This window comes from Rhizobium sp. S96 (genome assembly GCF_030382195.1).
Lineage (GTDB): Bacteria > Pseudomonadota > Alphaproteobacteria > Rhizobiales > Rhizobiaceae > Rhizobium.
The window spans coordinates 58,694-79,105 of sequence record NZ_JAUDRY010000033.1 but is presented as its reverse complement, the minus strand read 5'-3'; the positions used below and the strand labels follow the sequence as shown (position 1 = coordinate 79,105).

The 20,412-nt window shown below is 60.3% G+C and carries 18 protein-coding genes and 1 pseudogene; 13 read left to right on the top strand and 6 right to left on the bottom strand.

Going from position 1 to position 20,412, the window contains the following annotated elements; translation table 11 throughout:
• Positions 1 to 68: 68 nt before the first annotated feature.
• On the top strand, positions 69 to 3,461 hold the full coding sequence (locus tag QTL94_RS24635) for a YhdP family protein (RefSeq protein WP_289803333.1): 3,393 nt from the start codon (positions 69 to 71) through the stop codon (positions 3,459 to 3,461).
• 50 nt (positions 3,462 to 3,511) lie between these two features.
• On the opposite strand, the gene tyrS is transcribed toward QTL94_RS24635, so the two are convergent.
• Positions 3,512 to 4,768 carry a tyrosine--tRNA ligase gene (gene tyrS, locus QTL94_RS24630; RefSeq protein ID WP_289803332.1) on the bottom strand — a complete coding sequence of 419 codons (1,257 nt, stop codon included), beginning with the start codon at positions 4,766 to 4,768 and terminating at the stop codon, positions 3,512 to 3,514.
• A 116-nt stretch (positions 4,769 to 4,884) separates the two neighbouring features.
• On the opposite strand from tyrS, the gene QTL94_RS24625 reads away from it, so the two are divergent.
• Positions 4,885 to 6,003, top strand: a complete 1,119-nt coding sequence (locus QTL94_RS24625; protein ID WP_289803331.1) for an anhydro-N-acetylmuramic acid kinase — start codon at positions 4,885 to 4,887, stop codon at positions 6,001 to 6,003.
• A 65-nt stretch (positions 6,004 to 6,068) separates the two neighbouring features.
• Here QTL94_RS24625 and QTL94_RS24620 read toward each other — a convergent pair whose 3' ends face one another.
• Positions 6,069 to 6,746 (bottom strand): alpha/beta hydrolase, encoded by a 678-nt coding sequence (locus QTL94_RS24620; RefSeq protein ID WP_065693848.1) that lies wholly within the window; start codon positions 6,744 to 6,746, stop codon positions 6,069 to 6,071.
• 203 nt (positions 6,747 to 6,949) lie between these two features.
• Between QTL94_RS24620 and QTL94_RS24615 the strand changes: the two genes are divergently transcribed.
• The 8 genes from QTL94_RS24615 (at position 6,950) to QTL94_RS24580 (ending at position 14,888) form a co-directional block, all read left to right on the top strand.
• Positions 6,950 to 8,116, top strand: a complete 1,167-nt coding sequence (locus tag QTL94_RS24615; RefSeq protein ID WP_289803330.1) for a cysteine desulfurase family protein — start codon at positions 6,950 to 6,952, stop codon at positions 8,114 to 8,116.
• A gap of 143 nt (positions 8,117 to 8,259) precedes the next feature.
• Complete coding sequence (sufB, locus tag QTL94_RS24610; protein ID WP_289803329.1) at positions 8,260 to 9,729, top strand: Fe-S cluster assembly protein SufB; 1,470 nt, start codon at positions 8,260 to 8,262, stop codon at positions 9,727 to 9,729.
• 241 nt (positions 9,730 to 9,970) lie between these two features.
• A complete protein-coding gene (gene sufC, locus QTL94_RS24605; RefSeq protein ID WP_289803328.1) occupies positions 9,971 to 10,726 on the top strand; it encodes a Fe-S cluster assembly ATPase SufC in 756 nt (251 codons plus the stop codon).
• A 23-nt stretch (positions 10,727 to 10,749) separates the two neighbouring features.
• Positions 10,750 to 12,024, top strand: a complete 1,275-nt coding sequence (gene sufD / locus QTL94_RS24600) for a Fe-S cluster assembly protein SufD (protein ID WP_289803327.1) — start codon at positions 10,750 to 10,752, stop codon at positions 12,022 to 12,024.
• A gap of 12 nt (positions 12,025 to 12,036) precedes the next feature.
• Entirely contained in the window at positions 12,037 to 13,278 is a 1,242-nt protein-coding gene (locus QTL94_RS24595) for a cysteine desulfurase (RefSeq protein WP_289803326.1), read from the top strand.
• A gap of 11 nt (positions 13,279 to 13,289) precedes the next feature.
• Positions 13,290 to 13,670, top strand: a complete 381-nt coding sequence (locus QTL94_RS24590; protein WP_065693842.1) for an SUF system Fe-S cluster assembly protein — start codon at positions 13,290 to 13,292, stop codon at positions 13,668 to 13,670.
• A 76-nt stretch (positions 13,671 to 13,746) separates the two neighbouring features.
• Positions 13,747 to 14,139: a Fe-S cluster assembly scaffold SufA gene (gene sufA, locus QTL94_RS24585; RefSeq protein ID WP_289803325.1), complete on the top strand. Its 393-nt coding sequence runs from the start codon at positions 13,747 to 13,749 to the stop codon at positions 14,137 to 14,139.
• Between the two features lie 131 nt (positions 14,140 to 14,270).
• The gene (locus QTL94_RS24580; protein ID WP_289803324.1) at positions 14,271 to 14,888 is read left to right on the top strand and encodes a LysE family translocator; all 618 of its coding nucleotides are present in this window, start codon (positions 14,271 to 14,273) and stop codon (positions 14,886 to 14,888) included.
• 9 nt (positions 14,889 to 14,897) lie between these two features.
• Here the strand turns inward: QTL94_RS24580 and QTL94_RS24575 are convergent, their stop codons facing one another.
• The gene (locus QTL94_RS24575) at positions 14,898 to 15,245 is read right to left on the bottom strand and encodes an acyl carrier protein (protein ID WP_065693839.1); all 348 of its coding nucleotides are present in this window, start codon (positions 15,243 to 15,245) and stop codon (positions 14,898 to 14,900) included.
• Positions 15,246 to 15,378: 133 nt separating this feature from the next.
• Positions 15,379 to 15,683 (bottom strand): annotated as a pseudogene (locus QTL94_RS24570) (flagellar basal body protein).
• Positions 15,684 to 16,020: 337 nt separating this feature from the next.
• Here QTL94_RS24570 and QTL94_RS24565 point away from each other — a divergent pair.
• Positions 16,021 to 16,866, top strand: coding sequence for a class I SAM-dependent methyltransferase (locus QTL94_RS24565; RefSeq protein WP_289803323.1), 846 nt, complete (start codon positions 16,021 to 16,023; stop codon positions 16,864 to 16,866).
• 22 nt (positions 16,867 to 16,888) lie between these two features.
• Here the strand turns inward: QTL94_RS24565 and QTL94_RS24560 are convergent, their stop codons facing one another.
• Together QTL94_RS24560 and QTL94_RS24555 are read right to left on the bottom strand one after the other, a co-directional pair.
• The gene (locus QTL94_RS24560; RefSeq protein ID WP_289803322.1) at positions 16,889 to 17,272 is read right to left on the bottom strand and encodes a hypothetical protein; all 384 of its coding nucleotides are present in this window, start codon (positions 17,270 to 17,272) and stop codon (positions 16,889 to 16,891) included.
• Positions 17,259 to 18,245 carry an AraC family transcriptional regulator gene (locus QTL94_RS24555; RefSeq protein ID WP_289803321.1) on the bottom strand — a complete coding sequence of 329 codons (987 nt, stop codon included), beginning with the start codon at positions 18,243 to 18,245 and terminating at the stop codon, positions 17,259 to 17,261. Before QTL94_RS24555 ends, QTL94_RS24560 begins: the two co-directional genes overlap by 14 nt.
• 124 nt (positions 18,246 to 18,369) lie before the next feature.
• Here QTL94_RS24555 and QTL94_RS24550 point away from each other — a divergent pair, with 124 nt between their 5' ends.
• Both QTL94_RS24550 and QTL94_RS24545 read left to right on the top strand, forming a co-directional pair.
• Positions 18,370 to 19,395 carry an SDR family oxidoreductase gene (locus QTL94_RS24550; RefSeq protein WP_289803320.1) on the top strand — a complete coding sequence of 342 codons (1,026 nt, stop codon included), beginning with the start codon at positions 18,370 to 18,372 and terminating at the stop codon, positions 19,393 to 19,395.
• A gap of 276 nt (positions 19,396 to 19,671) precedes the next feature.
• Complete coding sequence (locus QTL94_RS24545; protein WP_289803319.1) at positions 19,672 to 20,304, top strand: CatB-related O-acetyltransferase; 633 nt, start codon at positions 19,672 to 19,674, stop codon at positions 20,302 to 20,304.
• Positions 20,305 to 20,412 lie beyond the last annotated feature (108 nt).

The window sequence follows — 20,412 nt, the reverse complement described above, 5'->3', positions numbered from 1 at the left end:
TATATATTGGACGAACATGCGTCCAGCCAGTCTGGTCCAATCACAAGCTATGGAGTTAGGCGAGGCGCATGTCGGCGATCCGCGGCGAGAAGATTACATTTCGCAAAAAAGATATCGTCGCATTGCACGAACTTCCCTCCGCGCGGGCCGAAGATCCAATCATCGTGCACTGCCCGACGGAGAGCTCTCGTATGCGCCGCACGACGGGCATGGCCGGTGCCTGCCTCGGTGTGCTTATCTTCATTCTCGGCGCAATATTCTTCACGGTCGAAAGCGGCGTCTTCGATGAACCGCTATCGCGGCAAGCGCAGATCGCCCTGAACTCGGCAATCGGCCCGCGCTATCGCGCCGAAGTCGGTTCGACGGTCGTTCGCTTCACGTCAGGCATGCGGCTGGCGCTAGAGGCCCGCAACGTCAACATGATCGATGAGCAAAGCGGTCAGCACCTTTCGACGACAGGCGCGATGCGGATGGCGCTCGACCCGCTGCAGCTGCTTCGTGGACGTATTGCCATCGCGCAGGTGGAGGCGGACGATATCGTGCTGGACACGGCGCTTCTGCCGTCCGGCAAGCCGCTCAAGCTGGAAGACCTTCGTATCGACGAAATCCCTTCGACAATGGAAGCCGCTTTCGATCAGCTCGACGTCATAGACAGCTTTGTCGAGCGCGGTGGTACCCGCTCCGTCAAGCTCGAGGGGATCAACATCAAGCTCGCCGACACGGCAAACGGACCATTGGCCGTCGCGGTCGATAGCCTTGTATTCTCCCGCAACAAGCAGGGTGCGCTGCAGCTCGACGGTGAGATCGCAATCAACGGCAAGAGAGCGACCCTGGCCGTTGAGACCAACAAATCCGACGGGCATACATCCAGCCTGACAGGGAAGGTTACCAACGCCGATCTCGCGCCATTCACGCTGAAGCGCAATTCTCTCGGCCAGATCCGGCAGGGTATCGACGGGTTTGCCGATCTTTCGGTGTCGGCTGTTCGAAACGGCGAGAGCTCGAAGCCGTCGCTCACAGCTGCCATCGATCTCAAGCCGGGCCAGCTCTATATGGATGGTGACGATCAGGAGCTCAGCGGCGGTCGCATCAACCTAGCCTATGATTTCGATAAGCAGACGTTGGAAATCGCGCATTCTCAGGTGCAGTTCGGAGGGACTACGGTTCCGCTCAACGGCGCCTTGATCGACCTCGACAAGATCGACCCTGCCGCCGGCAAGGGCTTCGGGATCGATCTTCTGGTGAGCGGCGGGACGGCTGCGCCTGTTGCCTCCGGCGAACAACCGCTCGCTTTCGACATACAGGCGACCGGTCGATATTTTGTCGCTACCAAAGAGCTGCAATTCCCCCACATGACGGCATCGAGCCCGGCTGGCTCGCTCTACGGTTCATTGCATGTGCGCTTCAGCGACGTGTCGCCAGAGATCAGCTTCGTCGGCCAGTCGCAGCAGCTGCAAACGACGGCGGTCAAACAACTGTGGCCCTTCTGGATGGCGCCAAAGGCGCGTGACTGGGTGCAGCGCAATCTGTTCGGCGGTACGGTCACGGATGCGTCGATTTCCGTGTTCATTCCCTTCGGCCGACTGGATGCAGCCATCGGCAAGGGGTTGAAACTGGATGAAAGACAGATCCAGATCGCCTTCGACATCGCCGGAACACGCATGAATGTGACCGGAGACATCCCGCCGATACGCGACACCGTCGCTCATTTCGATCTGGCCGGGCCGAGGGCCACGATCTCGATCAAGAGCGGCAAGTCGTTCTTCCCATCCGGGCGTTCCGTTGATGTGGGTGAGGGAACTTTCATTCTTCCGTCGACCTATGACAAGCCGCTGATGGCCGAGATCAATCTCCCCGTATCAGGCGCGGCCGACGCTATCGGCGAGCTTCTGACCTACAAGCCTATCCAGGTCCTGCAGCGCGCCGGCTTTGTGCCTGAGGACCTCAAGGGCAAGGTCTCGGCGACCGTCCAGGCCCGGATTGGATTGATATCCTCGCAAAATCCGCCACCGGCAGTATGGAAGGCATCGCTGCAACTGCAGAACGTCGATGTCATGAAGCCGATATCAGGCAGGAAGATCACTAGCCTTGACGGCGTGCTGACTGCCGATCCGAAGCAGGTGAGCTTGGTTGGAAAGGGGAATGTCGACGGCGTGCCGGCGAGTATCGATTTGACCGAACCAACCGACAAATCATCCGATATCCAGCCGCAGCGGATCATTACGGCGACGCTGAATAACGACCAGCGGGAGAAGATGCTTCCTGGCGTCTCGGATATTATCGACGGCAGCATCACCGTTGAACTCAGCCGGATCGATAGTGACCGGCAGGCTGTGACGATGGACCTTTCGAAGGCGCGCCTGGATCTACCCTGGATCGGCTGGTCGAAGGGAAGTGGTATCGGCGCGAACGCTACCTTCGAGGTGTCCGGCCCCGACGACAACCTGCAGATCAAGAACTTTTCCCTGAAGGGGGATGGGTTCGGCGCCAATGGTGCACTCGTTGTCAACAGGGGCAATCTCGTCAAAGCCGACTTCGACAGTGTGCGACTGTCATCACTCGACGATTTTGCCGTGTCTCTGAAGCGCTCCAAGGGAAGCGTGGATGTTGTCGTGTCCGGCAACAGCGCGGATTTGCGCCCGATCATCGCCCGGCTGAAATCCGGAAGCCGCGACGGCAGCGACGACAAGGGCAGTACAGCAGTCTCGCTGCGCGCCAACCTCGATGCGGTCGTCGGTTTCAACGATGAGAAGCTGCGGAGTGTGCAGGGGACGTACTCCGCCCAAGGCAGTCGTGTTCAATCGCTCAATCTTTCCGGCGTGACCAACAGTGGCGAGGCCGTGGTCGCCAAGACCCGTGATGGCGGCGTGATCAATGTCACCAGCGGAGACGCGGGTGCCGTTTCCCGCTTTGCCGACCTTTATCAGCATATGAAGGGCGGCCTGCTGAACGTGGCGATCCGGCTCGGTGCCGGCAGCGACTGGGCGGGCTCCGTCGACGTCAGGCGCTTTTCGCTCGTCAACGAACAGCGCCTGCATTCGATCGTCTCAACGCCCGTCGGGCAGGAGCAGCGAAGCCTGAACTCCGCCGTGAAGCGGGACATCGATACGACGGCCCAGCGCTTCCAGCGCGGTTTCGCACGTGTCTTTTCCCAGGACGGCGTTGTCAGAGTTGAGAACGGTGTTGCGCGTGGTGATCAGGTGGGCGCGGTGTTTCAGGGGACGCTTCGCGATCAGCGGGGTAACATGGACATGACGGGGACGTTCATGCCTGCCTACGGTCTCAACCGCCTGTTTGCGGAACTGCCGCTGATCGGTATCATTCTCGGAAACGGGACGGATCGCGGCTTGATCGGCATCACCTTCAAGCTGACGGGAAAGCTGGAAGCGCCCAACCTCGTCGTCAATCCGCTGTCGATCATCGCCCCCGGCGTGTTCCGCAACATCTTCGAGTTTCAATGAAAAAAAGCCGGCGCAAAGGCCGGCTTTCTCTATTGTTTAGATTCGAGTTCTTAGGCCGCGCGGCGGATGAGAATGTGCTTCTTCTTGCCGAGCGAGAGCTTGATGACGCCGTCTGACGTCATCTCGCCGCTGCCGACCAGCTTACGTTCGTCGCTGACAGCCTGGTCGTTGATGCGAACGGCTCCGCCCTGGACGTGACGGCGGGCTTCGCCGTTCGAGGTGGCAAGGCCGGCGCGGACGATGAGCGACAGCAGGCCGATACCGGCATCGAGCTCGGAGGCGGGAACCTCGACCGACGGAAGATTGTCGGCAAGCGCGCCTTCCTCGAACGTCTTGCGGGCGGTCTCCGCGGCTTCTTCTGCAGCCTTGCGGCCATGGAGAATAGCGGTCACTTCCGTTGCGAGGATCTTCTTGACCTCATTGATCTCGGAGCCGGCCAGAGCCGACAGCCGTGCAACCTCATCCATCGGCAGCGTCGTGTAGAGCTTCAGGAAGCGGGACACGTCGGCATCTTCGGTATTGCGCCAGTACTGCCAGAAATCATAGGCAGACAGCATGTCGGCGTTCAGCCAGACGGCACCGGTCGCGGACTTGCCCATCTTCGCCCCGGAGGCGGTCGTCAGAAGCGGCGAAGTGAGTGCGTAGAGCTGCCCGGTCCCCATGCGGTGACCGAGGTCGATGCCGTTGACGATGTTGCCCCACTGATCCGAACCGCCCATCTGCAGGCGGCAGCCGTAGCGCTTTGCCAGTTCGACGAAATCGTAGGCCTGCAGGATCATGTAGTTGAATTCGAGGAACGACAGCGACTGCTCGCGATCGAGACGCGTCTTGACGCTGTCGAAGGCCAGCATGCGGTTGACCGAGAAATGGCGGCCGACGTCGCGCAGGAATTCGAGGTAGTTGATCGAACGCAGCCATTCGGCGTTGTTGATCATCAGCGCGTCCTTCGGACCTTCGCCGTAATTGAGGTAGTTCGAGAACACCTGCTTGATCGAGGCAATGTTGCTTTCGATCGTGTCGATGGTCATCAGCTGGCGCGCTTCATCCTTGAACGAGGGGTCGCCGACCATGCCGGTGCCGCCGCCCATGAGCGAGATCGCGCGGTGGCCGGTTGCCTGCAGCCAGTGCAGCATCATGATCTGAATGAGCGAACCGGCATGCAGCGAGGGCGCAGTCGGGTCGAAGCCGATATAGGCCGTCACGGTTTCCTTGGCGAAGAGGGCGTCGAGGCCGGATTCATCGGAGATCTGATGAATGAAGCCACGCTCTTTCAGCGTGCGGAGGAAATCGGATTTGAACTCGGACATGACCTTTTGCTTTCGGATCAGGATTTTCGGATTGGCTATTGTTGAAGTGAAGCGGCGCGTTTAGCACTGTTTTGCGGATCAGTCACCATTTGGTGCAAATCTTCCAGTGAGGGACAATGGGGAACATACGCACAGCCATCGGTCTGATGAGCGGGACGTCGATGGACGGCATCGATGTGGCGTTGCTGCGCACCGATGGAGAGGCGATCATCGAACGCGGCCCCTTTCTCGGCGTTGCCTACGATGCGCCGTTCAGGGACCGCTTGAAGCTGGCGCTGGAGCAGGCGAAGACGATCACGCAACGAGATCAGCGCCCGGGGGAATTGGCCGCGATCGAACGCGAACTTACGTTACGTCATGTATCTGCCGTTAGGGAATTTCTCGATGTGAACGGTATCGATGCAAGCGCCGTCGATGTCGTGGGTTTCCATGGCCAGACCGTCCTGCACCGACCCGACGAAGCGCTCACCGTGCAGATCGGTAACGGGGCTCTGCTGGCGCGTGAAATCGGTGTCGCCGTTGCCTATGACCTGCGAGCCAACGACATGCTTCATGGCGGCCAGGGGGCGCCGCTGGTGCCTGTCTATCACGCCGCACTGGCGCGCAACGTCAGGAATGCGACGCTGCCCGTCTGCTTCGTCAACATCGGTGGTATCTCCAACCTGACCTATATCGGCGCCGATGGCCTGATCGTTGGCTACGATAGCGGACCGGGCAATACGCTGATCGACCAGTGGGTCGAATCCCAGGCCGGCATTCCCTTCGACCAGGGCGGCATGATCGCATCTGAAGGCAGGGTGATCGATGATCTCGCGAATCGCTACCTCGACAGCCCGTTTTTCACGGCAACGAGACGCCGCTCGCTGGACCGCAACGATTTTCCACCTTTGGCGGGCTCGGACGCTGAGCTTGCGGACGGTGCCCGCACGCTTGCTCATGTAGCGGCAGCATCGGTCATTAAGTCTGCGGGTCACTTGCCAGTGACGCCGACACTCTATGTGATCTGCGGCGGCGGCCGCCTCAACAGGATCCTGATGCAGGATCTGCGGGATCTTGCCCGTGGCCAGAATGCCGACGTGATTTCCGCTGAACAGGCGGGATTTGACGGCGATGCGATGGAAGCCGAAGCGTGGGCCTATCTGGCTGTTCGCTCGCTGGATGGATTGCCGTTGACATTTCCCGGCACGACCGGAGTGCGTGAGCCGATCACCGGAGGGATTGTGATCCGGCCGTAGTTTACGGCAACCACAAGCGAAAATCGGCACGCGAGGCCGCGTGCCGATCAACAATTTTCGTACGATCAGCGAATCCGCTTCGCCGCCGGCTCCGGCACGAGTTCGCCGTTGAGGCGACGGTCGAGGTAGTCCTCGCACTCGCTCATCAGCGTTTCGACCTGGCCGTTGAAGAAGTGGTTGGCGCCCGGCACCGTGCGATGGGTGATCAGGATGCCCTTCTGGGTCTTCAACTTTTCGACCAAACCGTTGACGTCCTTCTCCGGCGCAACCTTGTCGGCGTCGCCGTTGATGATCAGGCCGGACGACGGGCAGGGTGCCAGGAACGAGAAGTCGTAGGTGTTCGGCTGCGGCGCGATCGACATGAAGCCTTCGATCTCCGGACGGCGCATCAGGAGCTGCATGCCGATCCAGGAGCCGAAGGAATAGCCGGCAACCCAGCACGTCTTCGAATCAGGATGCAGGCTCTGGACCCAGTCGAGCGCGGATGCCGCATCCGAAAGCTCGCCGGCGCCGTGGTCGAATTCGCCCTGGCTGCGGCCGATTCCCCGGAAGTTGAAGCGCAGCGTCGTGAACCCGCGCTTCTGGAACATGTAGAAGAGCTGGTAGACGATCTGGTTGTTCATCGTGCCGCCGAACTGTGGGTGCGGGTGCAGAATGAGGGCAATCGGTGCGCTTTTTTCCTTGGAGGGCTGGTAGCGGCCTTCAAGGCGGCCTGCTGGGCCGTTGAAAATGACTTCGGGCATCGGTACTCCGGCGTTTATTTCTTAACGTTCGCGCTGCGCAGACTTGACGGACGTTGTCAGCTTTTCTAAAACGCAGTTTAGAACAATTCGAAACTTGCATGGCGATCCACGCATTGTGGATGTGTCATAAGGCAAGCCCGGCTGACTTTTCAAGGAAAATGAGCCGAGGCGGCACGCAAGCATCTAGCGCAGGACAAAAGATCATGGCGTCGGCACGCCTTTATCTCGATTGGAACGCGACATCGCCGCTGCATCCAGCAGCGCGCGAAGCGGTTCTGCGTGCATTGGACCTGTTCGGTAATCCGAACTCCGTCCATGGCGAAGGGCGTGCCGCGCGTGCGGCCATCGAGGGGGCGCGTCGGCATGTAGCGGCGCTGACGGGGGGAGATCCCGCGCACGTCATCTTCACCAGCGGTGCGACTGAAGCCGCCAACATGGTGCTGACGCCGGATTTTCGGATGGGGCGCACGCCGCTTCCCATGGGTCACCTCTATTATTCCGCGATCGAGCACCCGGCGGTGCGCGAAGGTGGGCGCTTTGCCAAGGTCGACACGACCGAAATCGCCGTGACCTCCGATGGCGTCGTCGATCTCGATGCGCTGCGTTCGTTGCTTGAAGCCCACGATAAGACTTCGGGGCTGCCGATGGTCGCGATCATGCTCGTCAACAATGAGACGGGCATCGTGCAGCCGATCAAGGAAGCGGCCGAGATCGTGCATGCAAGCGGCGGGCTGCTCGTTGTCGACGCGGTGCAGGCGGCCGGTCGTCTGGCGCTCGATATCAACGCGCTCGGCGCTGATTTCATGATCGTCTCGTCGCACAAGATCGGCGGCCCCAAGGGCGTGGGCGCGCTTGTCACCCGCGGCGAGGTTCTGATGCCTCGCCCCCTCATTCACGGCGGCGGCCAGGAGAAGGGTCACCGCTCGGGGACAGAGAACTCGCTGGCGGTGATCGGATTTGGCGCAGCCGCGCAGGCTGCCGTGGCGGAGTTCGATGCACGGAACCGAGCGGTCACGCAGCTGCGCGATCGGCTGGAAAACGAAATGCGGGCCGCGGCGCCAGACGTCGTCATCTACGGGGCGGACGGCTCGCGCGTCTCCAACACCACATTTTTCACCCTGCCAGGCCTGAAGGCAGAGACCGGACAGATCGCATTCGATCTCGAAGGGGTCGCACTTTCGGCAGGTTCGGCCTGCTCGTCCGGAAAGGTCGGAGAGAGCCACGTTCTGACGGCGATGGGCCGCGATCCGAAGCTTGGCGCGCTGCGCATTTCACTCGGCTTTTCGACCACGGAAGACGACATAGACAAGGCGGTTGCCGCCTTCGCGAAAATAGCCGCCCGGCGCCGGCCAGCCGGCGAGGCGGCATGACTGCTTCATAAATTTGCGGAAACGCAAATTTCCGCTTGCCATTCGGGCTGAAAAAGCCCTTTTGGCCACCTACATACGGGGCAAACGACATTGCCCGAACGACAAGCTGCCGGACCTTTTCTCCGGCGAGATTGGAGAACGACATGCCAGCCGTCCAGGAAACGGTTGATCGCGTCCGCGAAATCGACGTCGATCAGTACAAATACGGTTTCGAGACCATCATCGAAATGGACAAGGCGCCCAAGGGCCTGTCCGAAGACATCATCCGCTTCATCTCCGCCAAGAAGCAGGAGCCGGAATGGATGCTCGAATGGCGTCTTGAGGCCTACAAGCGCTGGCTGACGCTGGAAGAGCCTACCTGGGCTCGCGTCGACTATCCGAAGATCGATTTCAACGACATCTATTACTACGCCGCGCCGAAGAGCACGCCGGGTCCGAAGTCGCTTGACGAGGTCGACCCTGAAATCCTCAAGGTCTACGAAAAGCTCGGCATTCCGCTCAAGGAGCAGGAAATCCTGGCCGGCGTCGAAAAGCCGAAGATCGCTGTCGACGCCGTCTTCGACTCCGTTTCTGTCGTCACGACCTTCAAGGAAGAGCTGAAGAAGGCCGGTGTGATCTTCATGTCGATCTCCGAAGCCATCCGCGAGCATCCCGAGCTGGTAAAGAAGTACCTCGGCACGGTCGTTCCGACGAGCGATAACTATTACGCTACGCTGAACTCGGCTGTCTTCACTGACGGCTCGTTCGTCTTCGTTCCCAAGGGCGTTCGCTGCCCGATGGAACTGTCCACCTACTTCCGTATCAACGAAAAGGGGACCGGTCAGTTCGAGCGCACGCTGATCATCGCGGAAGAAGGCGCCTACGTCTCTTACCTCGAAGGCTGCACCGCGCCGCAGCGCGACGAAAACCAGCTGCATGCTGCCGTGGTCGAGCTCGTTGCTCTCGATGACGCCGAGATCAAGTATTCGACGGTCCAGAACTGGTATCCGGGCGATGCCCAGGGCAAGGGCGGTATCTACAACTTCGTCACCAAGCGCGGCGATTGCCGTGGCGACCGTTCGAAGATCTCGTGGACGCAGGTCGAAACCGGCTCGGCGATCACCTGGAAGTATCCCTCCTGCATCCTGCGCGGCGACGACTCCAGAGGCGAGTTCTACTCGATCGCCGTTTCCAACGGCCATCAGCAGATCGACTCTGGCACGAAGATGATCCATCTCGGCAAGAACACGTCGAGCCGCATCGTCTCCAAGGGCATTGCGGCCGGTGTGTCGCAGAATACCTATCGCGGCCAGGTTTCGGCGCACCGGAAGGCGACCAACGCTCGCAACTTCACACAGTGCGACTCGCTGCTCATCGGCGACAAGTGCGGCGCCCACACGGTGCCTTACATCGAGGCGAAGAATTCGACCGCGCAGTTCGAACACGAAGCGACGACCTCGAAGATTTCCGAGGACCAGCTGTTCTACTGCCTGCAGCGCGGCATCCCGACGGAAGCGGCGATCGCACTGATCGTCAACGGCTTCGTCAAGGAAGTCCTGCAGGAACTGCCGATGGAGTTTGCCGTCGAAGCGCAGAAGCTGATCAGCATCTCGCTGGAAGGCTCCGTGGGCTGATGAATGATGACAGGACCGCGATGACTGTCGGCATGAAGGCTATGGTAATGGCCATCTTTGTCTGCATCGTCGGTCTTGTCGTTGGACTTGCAAGCCTGCTCGGCGATTGGCCCTTGGGCAAATCAGTTGGAGCCGCTTCGCTTGCCGGTCTAGCTGCAATTTTCTGGGCTTCGTCAGGAGCTCGCAACGAGACGTTGAATCGCTTTCTGTATGGAAGCAGACAAATCAAGAGATAACGAAGATGCTTGAGATCAAGAACCTGCACGCCCGTATCGCCGAAGACGGCACTGAAATCATCCGCGGCCTGAACCTGACCGTGAAGGCTGGTGAAGTTGCTGCCATCATGGGCCCGAACGGCTCCGGCAAGTCGACGCTGTCCTACATCCTGTCGGGCCGCGAAGACTATGAAGTGACCGAAGGCGAAATTCTCTATAACGGCGAGAATATCCTCGAGCTTGATCCCGCCGAGCGCGCCGCCAAGGGCATCTTCCTTGCCTTCCAGTACCCGGTCGAGATTCCGGGTGTTGCCACCATGCAGTTCCTCAAGGTGGCCATGAACGAGCAGCGCAAGGCACGCGGCGAAGAAGAGCTGAAGACGCCTGACTTCATGCGTCTGGTGAAGGATGCGGCCGCCAAGCTGCAGATCAACACCGAAATGCTGAAGCGCCCGCTCAACGTCGGCTTTTCCGGCGGCGAGAAGAAGCGCGCCGAGATCCTGCAGATGGCGCTGCTCGAGCCGCAGCTTTGCATCCTCGACGAGACCGACAGCGGTCTCGACATCGACGCGCTGAAGATCGTTGCCGACGGCGTCAATGCGCTGCGCTCGCCCGACCGTGCCGTGATCGTCATCACCCACTACCAACGCCTGCTCGACTACATCGTGCCGGACACTGTTCACGTTCTCTACAAGGGCCAGGTGATCAAGTCCGGCGACAAGACGCTTGCGCACGAACTGGAAGCCAATGGCTACGCCGACATCATCGGAGCGGCAGCCTAATCGAGGCGGAAAGGACTGGTCGCATGAACATGCAGACGACTAACCGCCAGACCGCCGCCGAAGCGGCGCTCATCGAGGCGTTCAACAACCAGATCGGCGAACTGCCCGGTGACGGCGCGGTGATCGCGATCCGCGACCGGCTGCTTGACGACATCAAGAAGGCGGGCCTGCCGACCCGTCGTATCGAGGCTTGGCACTACACCGATCTCAAGACGCTGCTGCGCGATGTTCCGGCGCAGGCTGGCGATTCCGGTTCAGACGCTCGCGATCCGCTGGTCGAAGGTTCTGAGGTTCTGGCCGTCATCCAGGGTCTCGCCGATCACAAGGCTCGCGTTGGCGATCTTCAGGTTTCGGCTTATGCCGCGCAGCTGTCAAACGGCACTGCTGCGAGCAGCCTCGGCGCGCTCGACAAGGACGACGCGGTCGGCCGGATCAACGGCAGCTTCGTGCGCGACGGCTATGTCATCGACGTGCCTGCCGAGACCGAACTGGAAGAGCCGCTGGAGATCCAGTTCATTCACGCCGGTGGCCAGGCGCACACGCGGCTTCCTGTTACCTTCGGCGCGAACGTCAAGGCGACCGTGATCGAACGTCACCTTTCGGTGACGCCGGATGCGGCGCTTGTGTCTCATGTGAGTGACATCTCCGTCGGAGAAGGCACGGAGCTTACCTGGATTATCGTACAGCAGCAGGGTGCTGACGATACGCATCTCGGGCAGATCCGCGTCGACCTCAGCGCTGATGCGAAGCTGAAGCTGTTCGTCATCAACGCCGGCGGCAAGCTGGTGCGCCAGGAACTGCACATCAAGGTTACGGGTGAGGGCGCCGATCTGACGCTTCGCGGCATCAATCTACTCGGCGCCGATACGCATACCGACGTGACGATGGTGCTCGGCCATAACGTGCCACACACCGGCTCTACGGAAGTGATCCGCAACGTCGTCTTCGATCGTGCCAAGGGCGTGTTCCAGGGCATGATCCGCGTTGCGCCCGATGCGCAGAAGACCGACGCGAAGATGGCGTGCAACACGCTTCTGATGTCCGACGACGCCGAATTTTCGGTGAAGCCGGAGCTCGAGATTTTCGCCGACGACGTACAGTGCGGCCACGGCGCGACGGTTGCCGATATCGATCACAACCATCTCTACTATCTGATGGCTCGCGGCATTCCGGAGAACAAGGCACGCGCCATGCTCGTCAACGCCTTCGTCGCCGAAATCGTCGAAGAGCTGGAAGATGAAGTGCTGGTCGAGGCGCTGGAAGGCGTCATCTCGACCTGGCTCGAAAAGCACGCCTGATCGGACCTGATGATGGACAAGATAGTTCCAGCCACCGCTTACGACGTCGAAGCTATTCGCAAGGATTTTCCGATCCTTGCGCGTGAGGTCTATGGCAAGCCGCTGGTCTATCTCGATAACGGCGCATCGGCCCAGAAGCCGCAAGTCGTCATCGACGCCATCAGCCATGCCTATTCCAGCGAATACGCCAATGTGCATCGCGGACTGCACTTCCTGTCGAATGCCGCCACCGAGGCCTATGAATCAGCGCGCGAAAAGGTTCGTCGTTTCCTGAATGCGCCTTCGGTAGACGACATCGTCTTCACGAAGTCCTCGACCGAGGCGATCAATACGGTCGCGTATGGCTGGGGCATGCCTAATATCGGCGAGGGCGACGAGATCGTCATCTCGATCATGGAGCATCACTCCAACATCGTGCCGTGGCATTTCATCCGCGAGCGGCAGGGTGCCAAGCTGGTCTGGGTTCCCGTCGACGACGAGGGCGCGTTCCACATCGAGGAGTTCGAAAAGAGCCTCACCGAGCGCACCAAGCTCGTTGCCATTACGCATATGTCGAATGCGCTGGGTACGGTCGTTCCGGTGAAAGAGATTTGCCGGATCGCGCATGAGCGCGGCATTCCTGTCCTGGTCGACGGTTCGCAGGGCGCGGTGCACATGCCTGTCGACGTGCAGGATATCGATTGCGACTGGTACGTGATGACCGGCCACAAGCTCTACGGTCCCTCGGGGATCGGCGTGCTCTACGGCAAGAAGGATCGGCTGAAGGCGATGCGGCCGTTCCAGGGCGGCGGCGAGATGATCTTCGAGGTCACCGAGGAAACCGTCACCTACAACGACCCGCCGCACCGCTTCGAAGCCGGCACGCCGCCGATCGTGCAGGCGGTTGGGTTGGGCTATGCACTCGACTATATGGAGAAGGTTGGCCGCGAGGCGATCGCGCGTCATGAGGCGGATCTCGCAGCCTATGCCGCCGAGCGGCTGCGTGACATCAATTCGTTGCGCGTCATCGGCACGGCGCCGGGCAAGGGCGGGATCTTCTCGTTCGAGCTCGAGGGGCTGCACGCCCACGACGTCTCGACCGTGATCGACCGGCGTGGCGTCGCGGTTCGCGCCGGTACGCATTGCGCGATGCCGCTCTTGAAACGCTTCGGCGTCACCTCCACATGCCGGGCGTCCTTCGGCATGTACAATACACGCGCCGAGGTCGATGCCTTGGCCGATGCGCTGGAATATGCGCGCAAGTTTTTTGCTTAAGGAGTGTCCGCATGAGCCTGGACGAAAGCGAACAGAAGATCGACGTGCGCGAAGGCATCGTGCATTCCAGCATCCCTGCCGATGAGTTGGCGCGCCTCAGCGACGACGTCATCATGGCGCTGAAAACGGTCTATGACCCGGAAATCCCCGCCGACATCTTCGAGCTCGGGCTGATCTACAAGATCGACATCGAAGACGACCGCATGGTCAAGATCATGATGACGCTGACCGCGCCTGGCTGCCCTGTTGCCGGCGAGATGCCGGGCTGGGTCGAAAACGCCGTCGGTTCGGTCGAGGGTGTGTCGGGCGTCGAGGTCGAGATGACCTTCGATCCGCCGTGGACGCCGGACCGCATGTCCGAAGAGGCGCAGGTGGCGGTCGGCTGGTATTGAAGCCTTAAGCCGCCCGCTTTACATTAGGACTCGAAGCGCCGGATCTTGACCCCGGTTGCGGAAGGAGAACGAGCCGATGGGCTTTGCAGTGATGAGCATGACGGAAGGTGCTGCGGCACGCGTGAAGGCGATCGTCGAAAACTCCGGGCCGGATGCCAAGGGTGTTCGCGTTGGCATCAAGAAGGGCGGCTGCGCGGGGATGGAATATACCATCGACCTCGTGACTGACCCCAATTCCAAGGACGACCTGATCGAGCGCGACGGCGCCAAGGTCTGGGTCGAGCCCTCCGCTGTCCTCTACCTGCTAGGTACCGAAATGGGCTTTGAGCAGACGACGTTACGCTCCGGTTTCACCTTCACCAATCCTAACCAGACATCTGCCTGCGGCTGCGGCGAATCCGTAGAACTCAAGCCAGCCGACCTGGCAGCGCTCGCCGCGCGTGGCGATGCCGTGGTGCCGGCGCACTGATTGTCACATCTGCCGGTATTTTGTCATAGGCCGCCGTTTTCGGCGGCCTTTTTCGTTGCGGCGGTTCGCCAGGCGGGTAGAGAGCTTGTAAGAGCCGCGGATGACGCCGGCGATAAGGAATCAATTGAAGAATGCTACTGCTGTTCCTGAAAGGCGCTCTGCTGGGTGTCATCATAACGGCGCCACTCGGGCCTATCGGAATGCTCTGCATCAACCGAACGCTGGAGCATGGCTTTCTGGCCGGGTTTTCCTGCGGACTGGGAACGGCGGTTGGGGATGCCAGCTATGCGCTTGTTGCCGTTACCGGGATCGCGGTCTTCGCGGAGACCATGTCGGCGGCAACGCTGCCGCTCGCGATTGGGGGCGGGGTGCTGCTGCTCTGGCTCGGTTATCGTGGCTTGACCCATGATCCGGTGCGGGCGGCCGACGTGCGCACCGGCCGGCTTATGGGTACGACGCTCGCGACGTTTCTGCTGACGATCTCCAACCCCGCGACCATTCTCTCATTCGGTGCACTGTTTGCCGGCTTTGGGCTTACGGAAGAGACGCGGCGCTTCAGCTCCGCCGTGATCGTTGGCGGCGTGTTTTTGGGGTCGCTTGCCTGGTGGTTATTCCTGAGCGGTACCGTCAATCTGGCGAGAAACAAGCTGCCGCGAGATTTCACGACCAAGGTCGTTCGTGGTACGAGCTATCTTCTGATTGGTTTCGGCGTTCTGGCGCTGTGTTCGGCTGCTTATTCGTTGCTATAGGACGGGTGGTCAGGCAAAGCCGATGGACAGCATCGTATCCGCGATCGACTCCTGTAGCGCGCCCGCGAGGACGAGTGTTCCGAAAGCGACGATTTTTTGCAGGTGTCCAGGGGCTGTCTCGGCGCTTCTCAACTGGCGGATATTGAGTTCGATCGCGGCAATGGTCTCGAATGTCGGCTTCTTCAGGAGTTCATCGGGGAATTCGACTTCAAAGACTTCCTCCAGCCGCATCATGAGCTGAACGCAGGCGAATGAGGTGAGGCCGACATCGAAGAGATTTTGCGTCGTTGAGATCCCATCTGCGTCGACCGCGAGTTTTGCATGGCTCGCGAGAGCTTTGCGAATGTTCTTCTCCATGTGCTTTACCTCTTGATCAGCCAGTCTACTGTGAAACTACACATCCAAAACGCAGCCTAAGACTTACCTGGAAGTTCGTCTATGCGCGTTGTGCATTTGTAAGGCGGCTAGCACTCGGCAATTCGGCTTAGGCTCAATCCCGCTTGATACTCATCAGCACATCCCAAAGGTCTGCGCCGGTCTCGAAGACGACGGCATTTGCCTTGTAGCTCTGCTCAGCTTCCACCAGGTCCGTGAGGTCAGAGGCGGGATCCGCATCGGCTGAAATTGGGCTTGCGGTAGCTTGAACACCGCCGGAGCCGGTTGTCTGCAGGCTGGCATTCAGGCGTGAGTAACCCGGCGTGCTGCTGTTTGCGACATTGCTGGCTGCAACAGAAACCCTCGTGGTCTGGCCAGCATTCCCGACAGAGCCGTATTCATGACGCCCGATATACTCACCGACAGTCTCCTCATATGTGATTGAAGATTTCTAACAGCAAGCCATTAGAGAAAGCTGAAAACAGGTCCTTGCCAAAGAATTAAGCGGGACCGATCGGCGGGCAATTTGTGTCGTAGTGGCACGCTTCGCGGACTTGAGCAGCATGGATGCACAAGGCATGCTGAAAGCGCCATTCAGCGCCCATTCGGCGGACTGCCGCGAGCCACTTTTCTTCTGGCGGGTTGCGACGATAGCCTCGACACTGTGATGATCCGTATTTGATTGTAACTTGATCCAGACGGTTCATAGTGAAGCACCCGAAAGACCGGGAAGATCTGTATGGAAGGAGCGAAGGGCATGCCTGGGAACTTCGATGCGATCCGCGATCAGCAGCGTGACACATGGGACCGCTTTTCCGCCGGCTGGAAGAAATGGGACGAACTGGTTCTCGGTTGGCTGGCGCCTTTTGGTGATGCGATGCTGAGGCTCGCGAAATTGCGCGAGGATTCGCACGTGCTCGACGTAGCCGCCGGCACCGGCGAACCGGGGCTTACCGCAGCGGCGATGGTGCCGCGTGGAAAAGTGACGGTGACCGATCTCTCAGAACGTATGCTGGCGGTGGCGGCCGAGAATGCCACGCGCCGCGGCCTGACGAATTTCGAGACCAAGGTCTGCGATGCCGGTGCGCTGCCTTTCGCCGATGCCTCCTTCGACACCGTCCTGTGCCGCTTCGGCTTCATGTTCTTTCCCGATGTCGCGCTTGCCGCCCGGGAATTCGGACGCGTGGCGAAGCCAGGCGGGCGTGTCTGCGCAGCTGTCTGGTGTGGGCCTGACAAGAACCCCTGGGCAACGACAATCATGTCGACGATCGCGCGGCACGTGGACATGCCGACGCCGCCCCCGGGATCACCGGGGCTCTTCCGTTGCGCTCAGGCAGGCATGATGCGACATGCCTTCGAAGAGGCCGGTCTAAAGGATCTGCGCGAAGAGGACGTTTCCTCAATGATGACCCACGCGTCGCCGGAGACATACTGGAATTTCATGACAGACATCGCGGCACCCGTCGTGGCGGGCCTCGCGAAGGCTGACGCGGCGACGCAAGCGAAGATCCGCGACGAGGTACTATCCCTGGCACGGCAGGCGATGCAGGACGGAAAAGTTCGGCTGCGTTCGACCGCGACGGTCATCGTTGGGACGAGGTAATCGGCGGCGTTGAGAGGCTAGCTCACCGAGCCATATTCTCGATGACCGGAAGCGCCGGAGTTAGTATTTCGATTACGTCATCTACCAAGATGATGACAACGTGATGGACTTCGACGTCGTCGTTTTTCCCGAGACCTTGCTCTCTGAACCAGCGGGTAAATTCGGAGTCCGCTCCGCGGTATAATGTTTTGCCGAGCTGGCTCGATGACGCAACATCCGAGAGAAGTTTAAGCGCGTCGCCTTCGTCGATTTTTCGATAGGCATAGTAGGCATTGAACCTAACGTCGGTGGCTTCATCTGCGTTGAAGAGCGATAGCGTCAACACGCCACCTTTGTCCGATAACCCGTTTAGATCGAAAAGCTCGTTCGGTGTTTGACTGAGTAAGATGGATTCATATGTCGTCATTGAGCAGCCCATCGGTGAGTTCGCCTTCATGGGACTCTTTCGAGGCGTCGCCATTCGACGCGAGCAGAGATGAACGATATGCGGTCGGTGAGCTGCCGTTGATGCGTTTGAATGCGTTGCTGAATGCGCTCTCGGAGGTGTAGCCAAGCGACCGGGCGACGGAGGCCACGGCTGTCCGCTCCTCTCGCAGGGCGCGCTGGGCAAGGTGCATTCGCCATTCGGTCAGGTAGGTTAGGGGCGCGACGCCCGCGAGCGTCTTGAAGTGGGATGCGAAAGACGTTCGCGACATCGCGCATGATTTTGCGAGGTCTTCCAGGTGCCAGGGCCGAGCAGGATCGCCATGCATCAGGCGGAGCGCCGGCGCGACGCGGGGATCAGCCAAGGCGCGCAACCAGCCAGCGGGCATGAGGCTCGATGTGTTGAGGTGCGAGCGCAGGATCTCGATGAAGAGCAGCTGCGTCAACTGCGCCGAGGCGAGTTGCGCGCCCGGCTGCCCGACATCCCGTTCTTCGATGAGCCGATCGAGAAGCCAACGGAAGACGGTTGCCTGCGGCGATGCGGCCCGCGTGTGGATCCATGTGGGCAATATGTCTGCCAGCAGCCCGCCACGCGTCGGATCGAGCATCACATGGCCGCCGATATGCGCGAAGTCGCTGCCGTCGCCAAGCGTTGCCATCGTCCTGCCCTTGCCGGAAAACAGCTCCATGGCGTCGACAGCCTCAACGCTCGGGTCGCTGGCAAGCACGAAGCTCCGCCGTTTCGCCAGCAGGCCGACGTCGCCGGTTTCGAAGTGGATCGGTTCGGCCTCGCCCTCGACCTTTGCCCAGCAACTGCCTTTCACCACGGCAAAGAACTTGATCTTGTCTCGTCCGGGAAAGCGGACCGCCCAGGGGCCGCCAGCGGTGAAACCGCCGGTAACGACTGCCTCGGCGTTGGTGAGTTTGAGGACGTCGGAAAAGGGATCAACGGACATTTCCGTACTATCGCGCAAGCTATGCGTATTTTCAAGCATTCACAGTACAGGCGCGGATGCCTACCTTCCGGTCAACAAGACAGGCCGCAGCAAAATGCGGCCAAATTCAACTATGAGGCATGACATGACCGACAAGCTTGTACTCGTCACCGGTGGCACCGGTTTCATCGCGCAATATTGCATGCTGGCGCTGCTGAACGCGGGCTACCGGGTGCGCACCACCATCCGCTCGCCTGAACGGGAAGAGGAGGTGCGGCAGTATCTTAAGGTGGGTGGCGTCGACGCTGGAGACCGGCTGTCCTTCGTGATCGCCAATCTCACGGATGATTACGGCTGGCCGGAGGCTGTCGCCGGATGCGCCTACGTCATGCACGGCGCGTCGCCGACGCCTTCCGGCGACCAGATGCGCGAAGAGGATTGGATCGGACCAGCTGTTGACGGAAATCTCAGGGTGCTGCGCGCAGCGCGCGACGCTGGGGTGAGGCGCGTTGTGTTGACCTCGGCCTTCGGTGCAATCGGCGTCGGCCACGGACCGGAACACCGCAGGCCATTCGACGAGACGGACTGGAGCGATCTCACCGGCAATGTTGGGCCCTATCAGAAATCGAAGACCCTTGCTGAGCGCGCCGCCTGGGACTTCATCGCGCGGGAGGGCAATGGCCTGGAACTGACGACGGTCAATCCGGTTGCCGTCTACGGCCCGGCTCTAGGGGCGGATTATTCCCATTCCATCCGGTTGATCGCCAACATGCTGAAAGGGCAGCCGGGATGCGCGAACGTCAATTCCTGCTGCGTCGACGTGCGGGATGTAGCGGACCTGCATCTGCGCGCCATGACCGACCCCGCGGCCAATGGCGAACGGTTTCTCGCCACTGTCGGTGAAAGCCTATGGATGGTCGAGGTTGCGGAACTGTTGCGCCAACGCCTTGGCAAAGCCGCCGAAAACGTATCGACGCAGGTTTGGCCCGACGAGCAGGTGCGCATTGCCGGTGAAACCAACGCGCAGCTCAAGGCGGTGGTCCCGCTGCTTGGCTACGACATGAATGCTACGGGCAAAAAGGCCGAGCGTCTTCTCGGCTGGGCTCCCCGGTCGAGGGAAGAGGCGATCATTTCCTGCGCCGAAAGCTTGATCCGGCTCGGTCAGGTCTAGGTTGGAGAGATGTGGGCGCTTGCGTTGGTGCGATTTTCAAAGCGCTGCTGGCTCCGGCCCGCTCTCGCTGAGCACTAAACATAGATGCCGGATGTCGCGTGCAGACCAGATATTCGGGCGTCGAGGATGCGACATCAACATTATTCATGAGAGCGATATACGGCTCACTATGGATCACGCAGCTGAGAGGCAATAGCCTGATCGAGATGAAATCAGCCCGCCGGCGCAACCGGATCGTGCTTCGGCGTGGTTTGCAACATGTTGAAAAGGTTCTCCATGCCTCTTCTCGACGCGACCGCTGTTCACCCGATTACCTTGCCCGACGGCACCATATACTGGGATACGGTGTACCTGAAGAACGTCATCGACCATCCGCGCATGGAGGTCGGTGACTTCAGCTATTACACGCACTCTGGAAAGCCGGAAGACACCGCACGGCTTCTGGCCCCTTACCTCGGCCAAGGCGTTCGCGAGCGACTGGTGATCGGCAAATTCGTCCAGATTGCCAGGGGAAGCTATTTCATCACCAGTTCGGCCAATCATCCGATGAACGGCTTCACCACCTATCCATTTCTCATCTTCAAGCCCGAGACCTTCGGTTACAAGGATCTGCCTGTCAAAGACACGGTTGTGGGCCATGACGTCTGGATTGGGCAGAACGCGACGATTATGCCGGGTGTCCATATCGGTGCGGGCGCGATAGTTGCGGCCGCCTCGGTCGTCACCCGCGACGTGCCGCCGTACGCGGTTGTGGGCGGAAATCCGGCGGCGATTATCCGGATGCGTTATCCAGACGAGATCGTCGCGGAGCTTCTCGAGATCGCTTGGTGGGATTGGCCGATCGACAAGATCGAAGCCAACATAGCGGCGCTCAGTAGCGGGGACATGGCGGCACTCAGGTTGGCTTGAGTGGCGAAACCTTCCGCGCCTTCGGCTAGGGGCGACGCATTCAACGAGACCCGGAGGGTCCGCCGCGCCGCTGCGTAAGCATGCCCGTCTGCGTCCCTTAAGATCAGC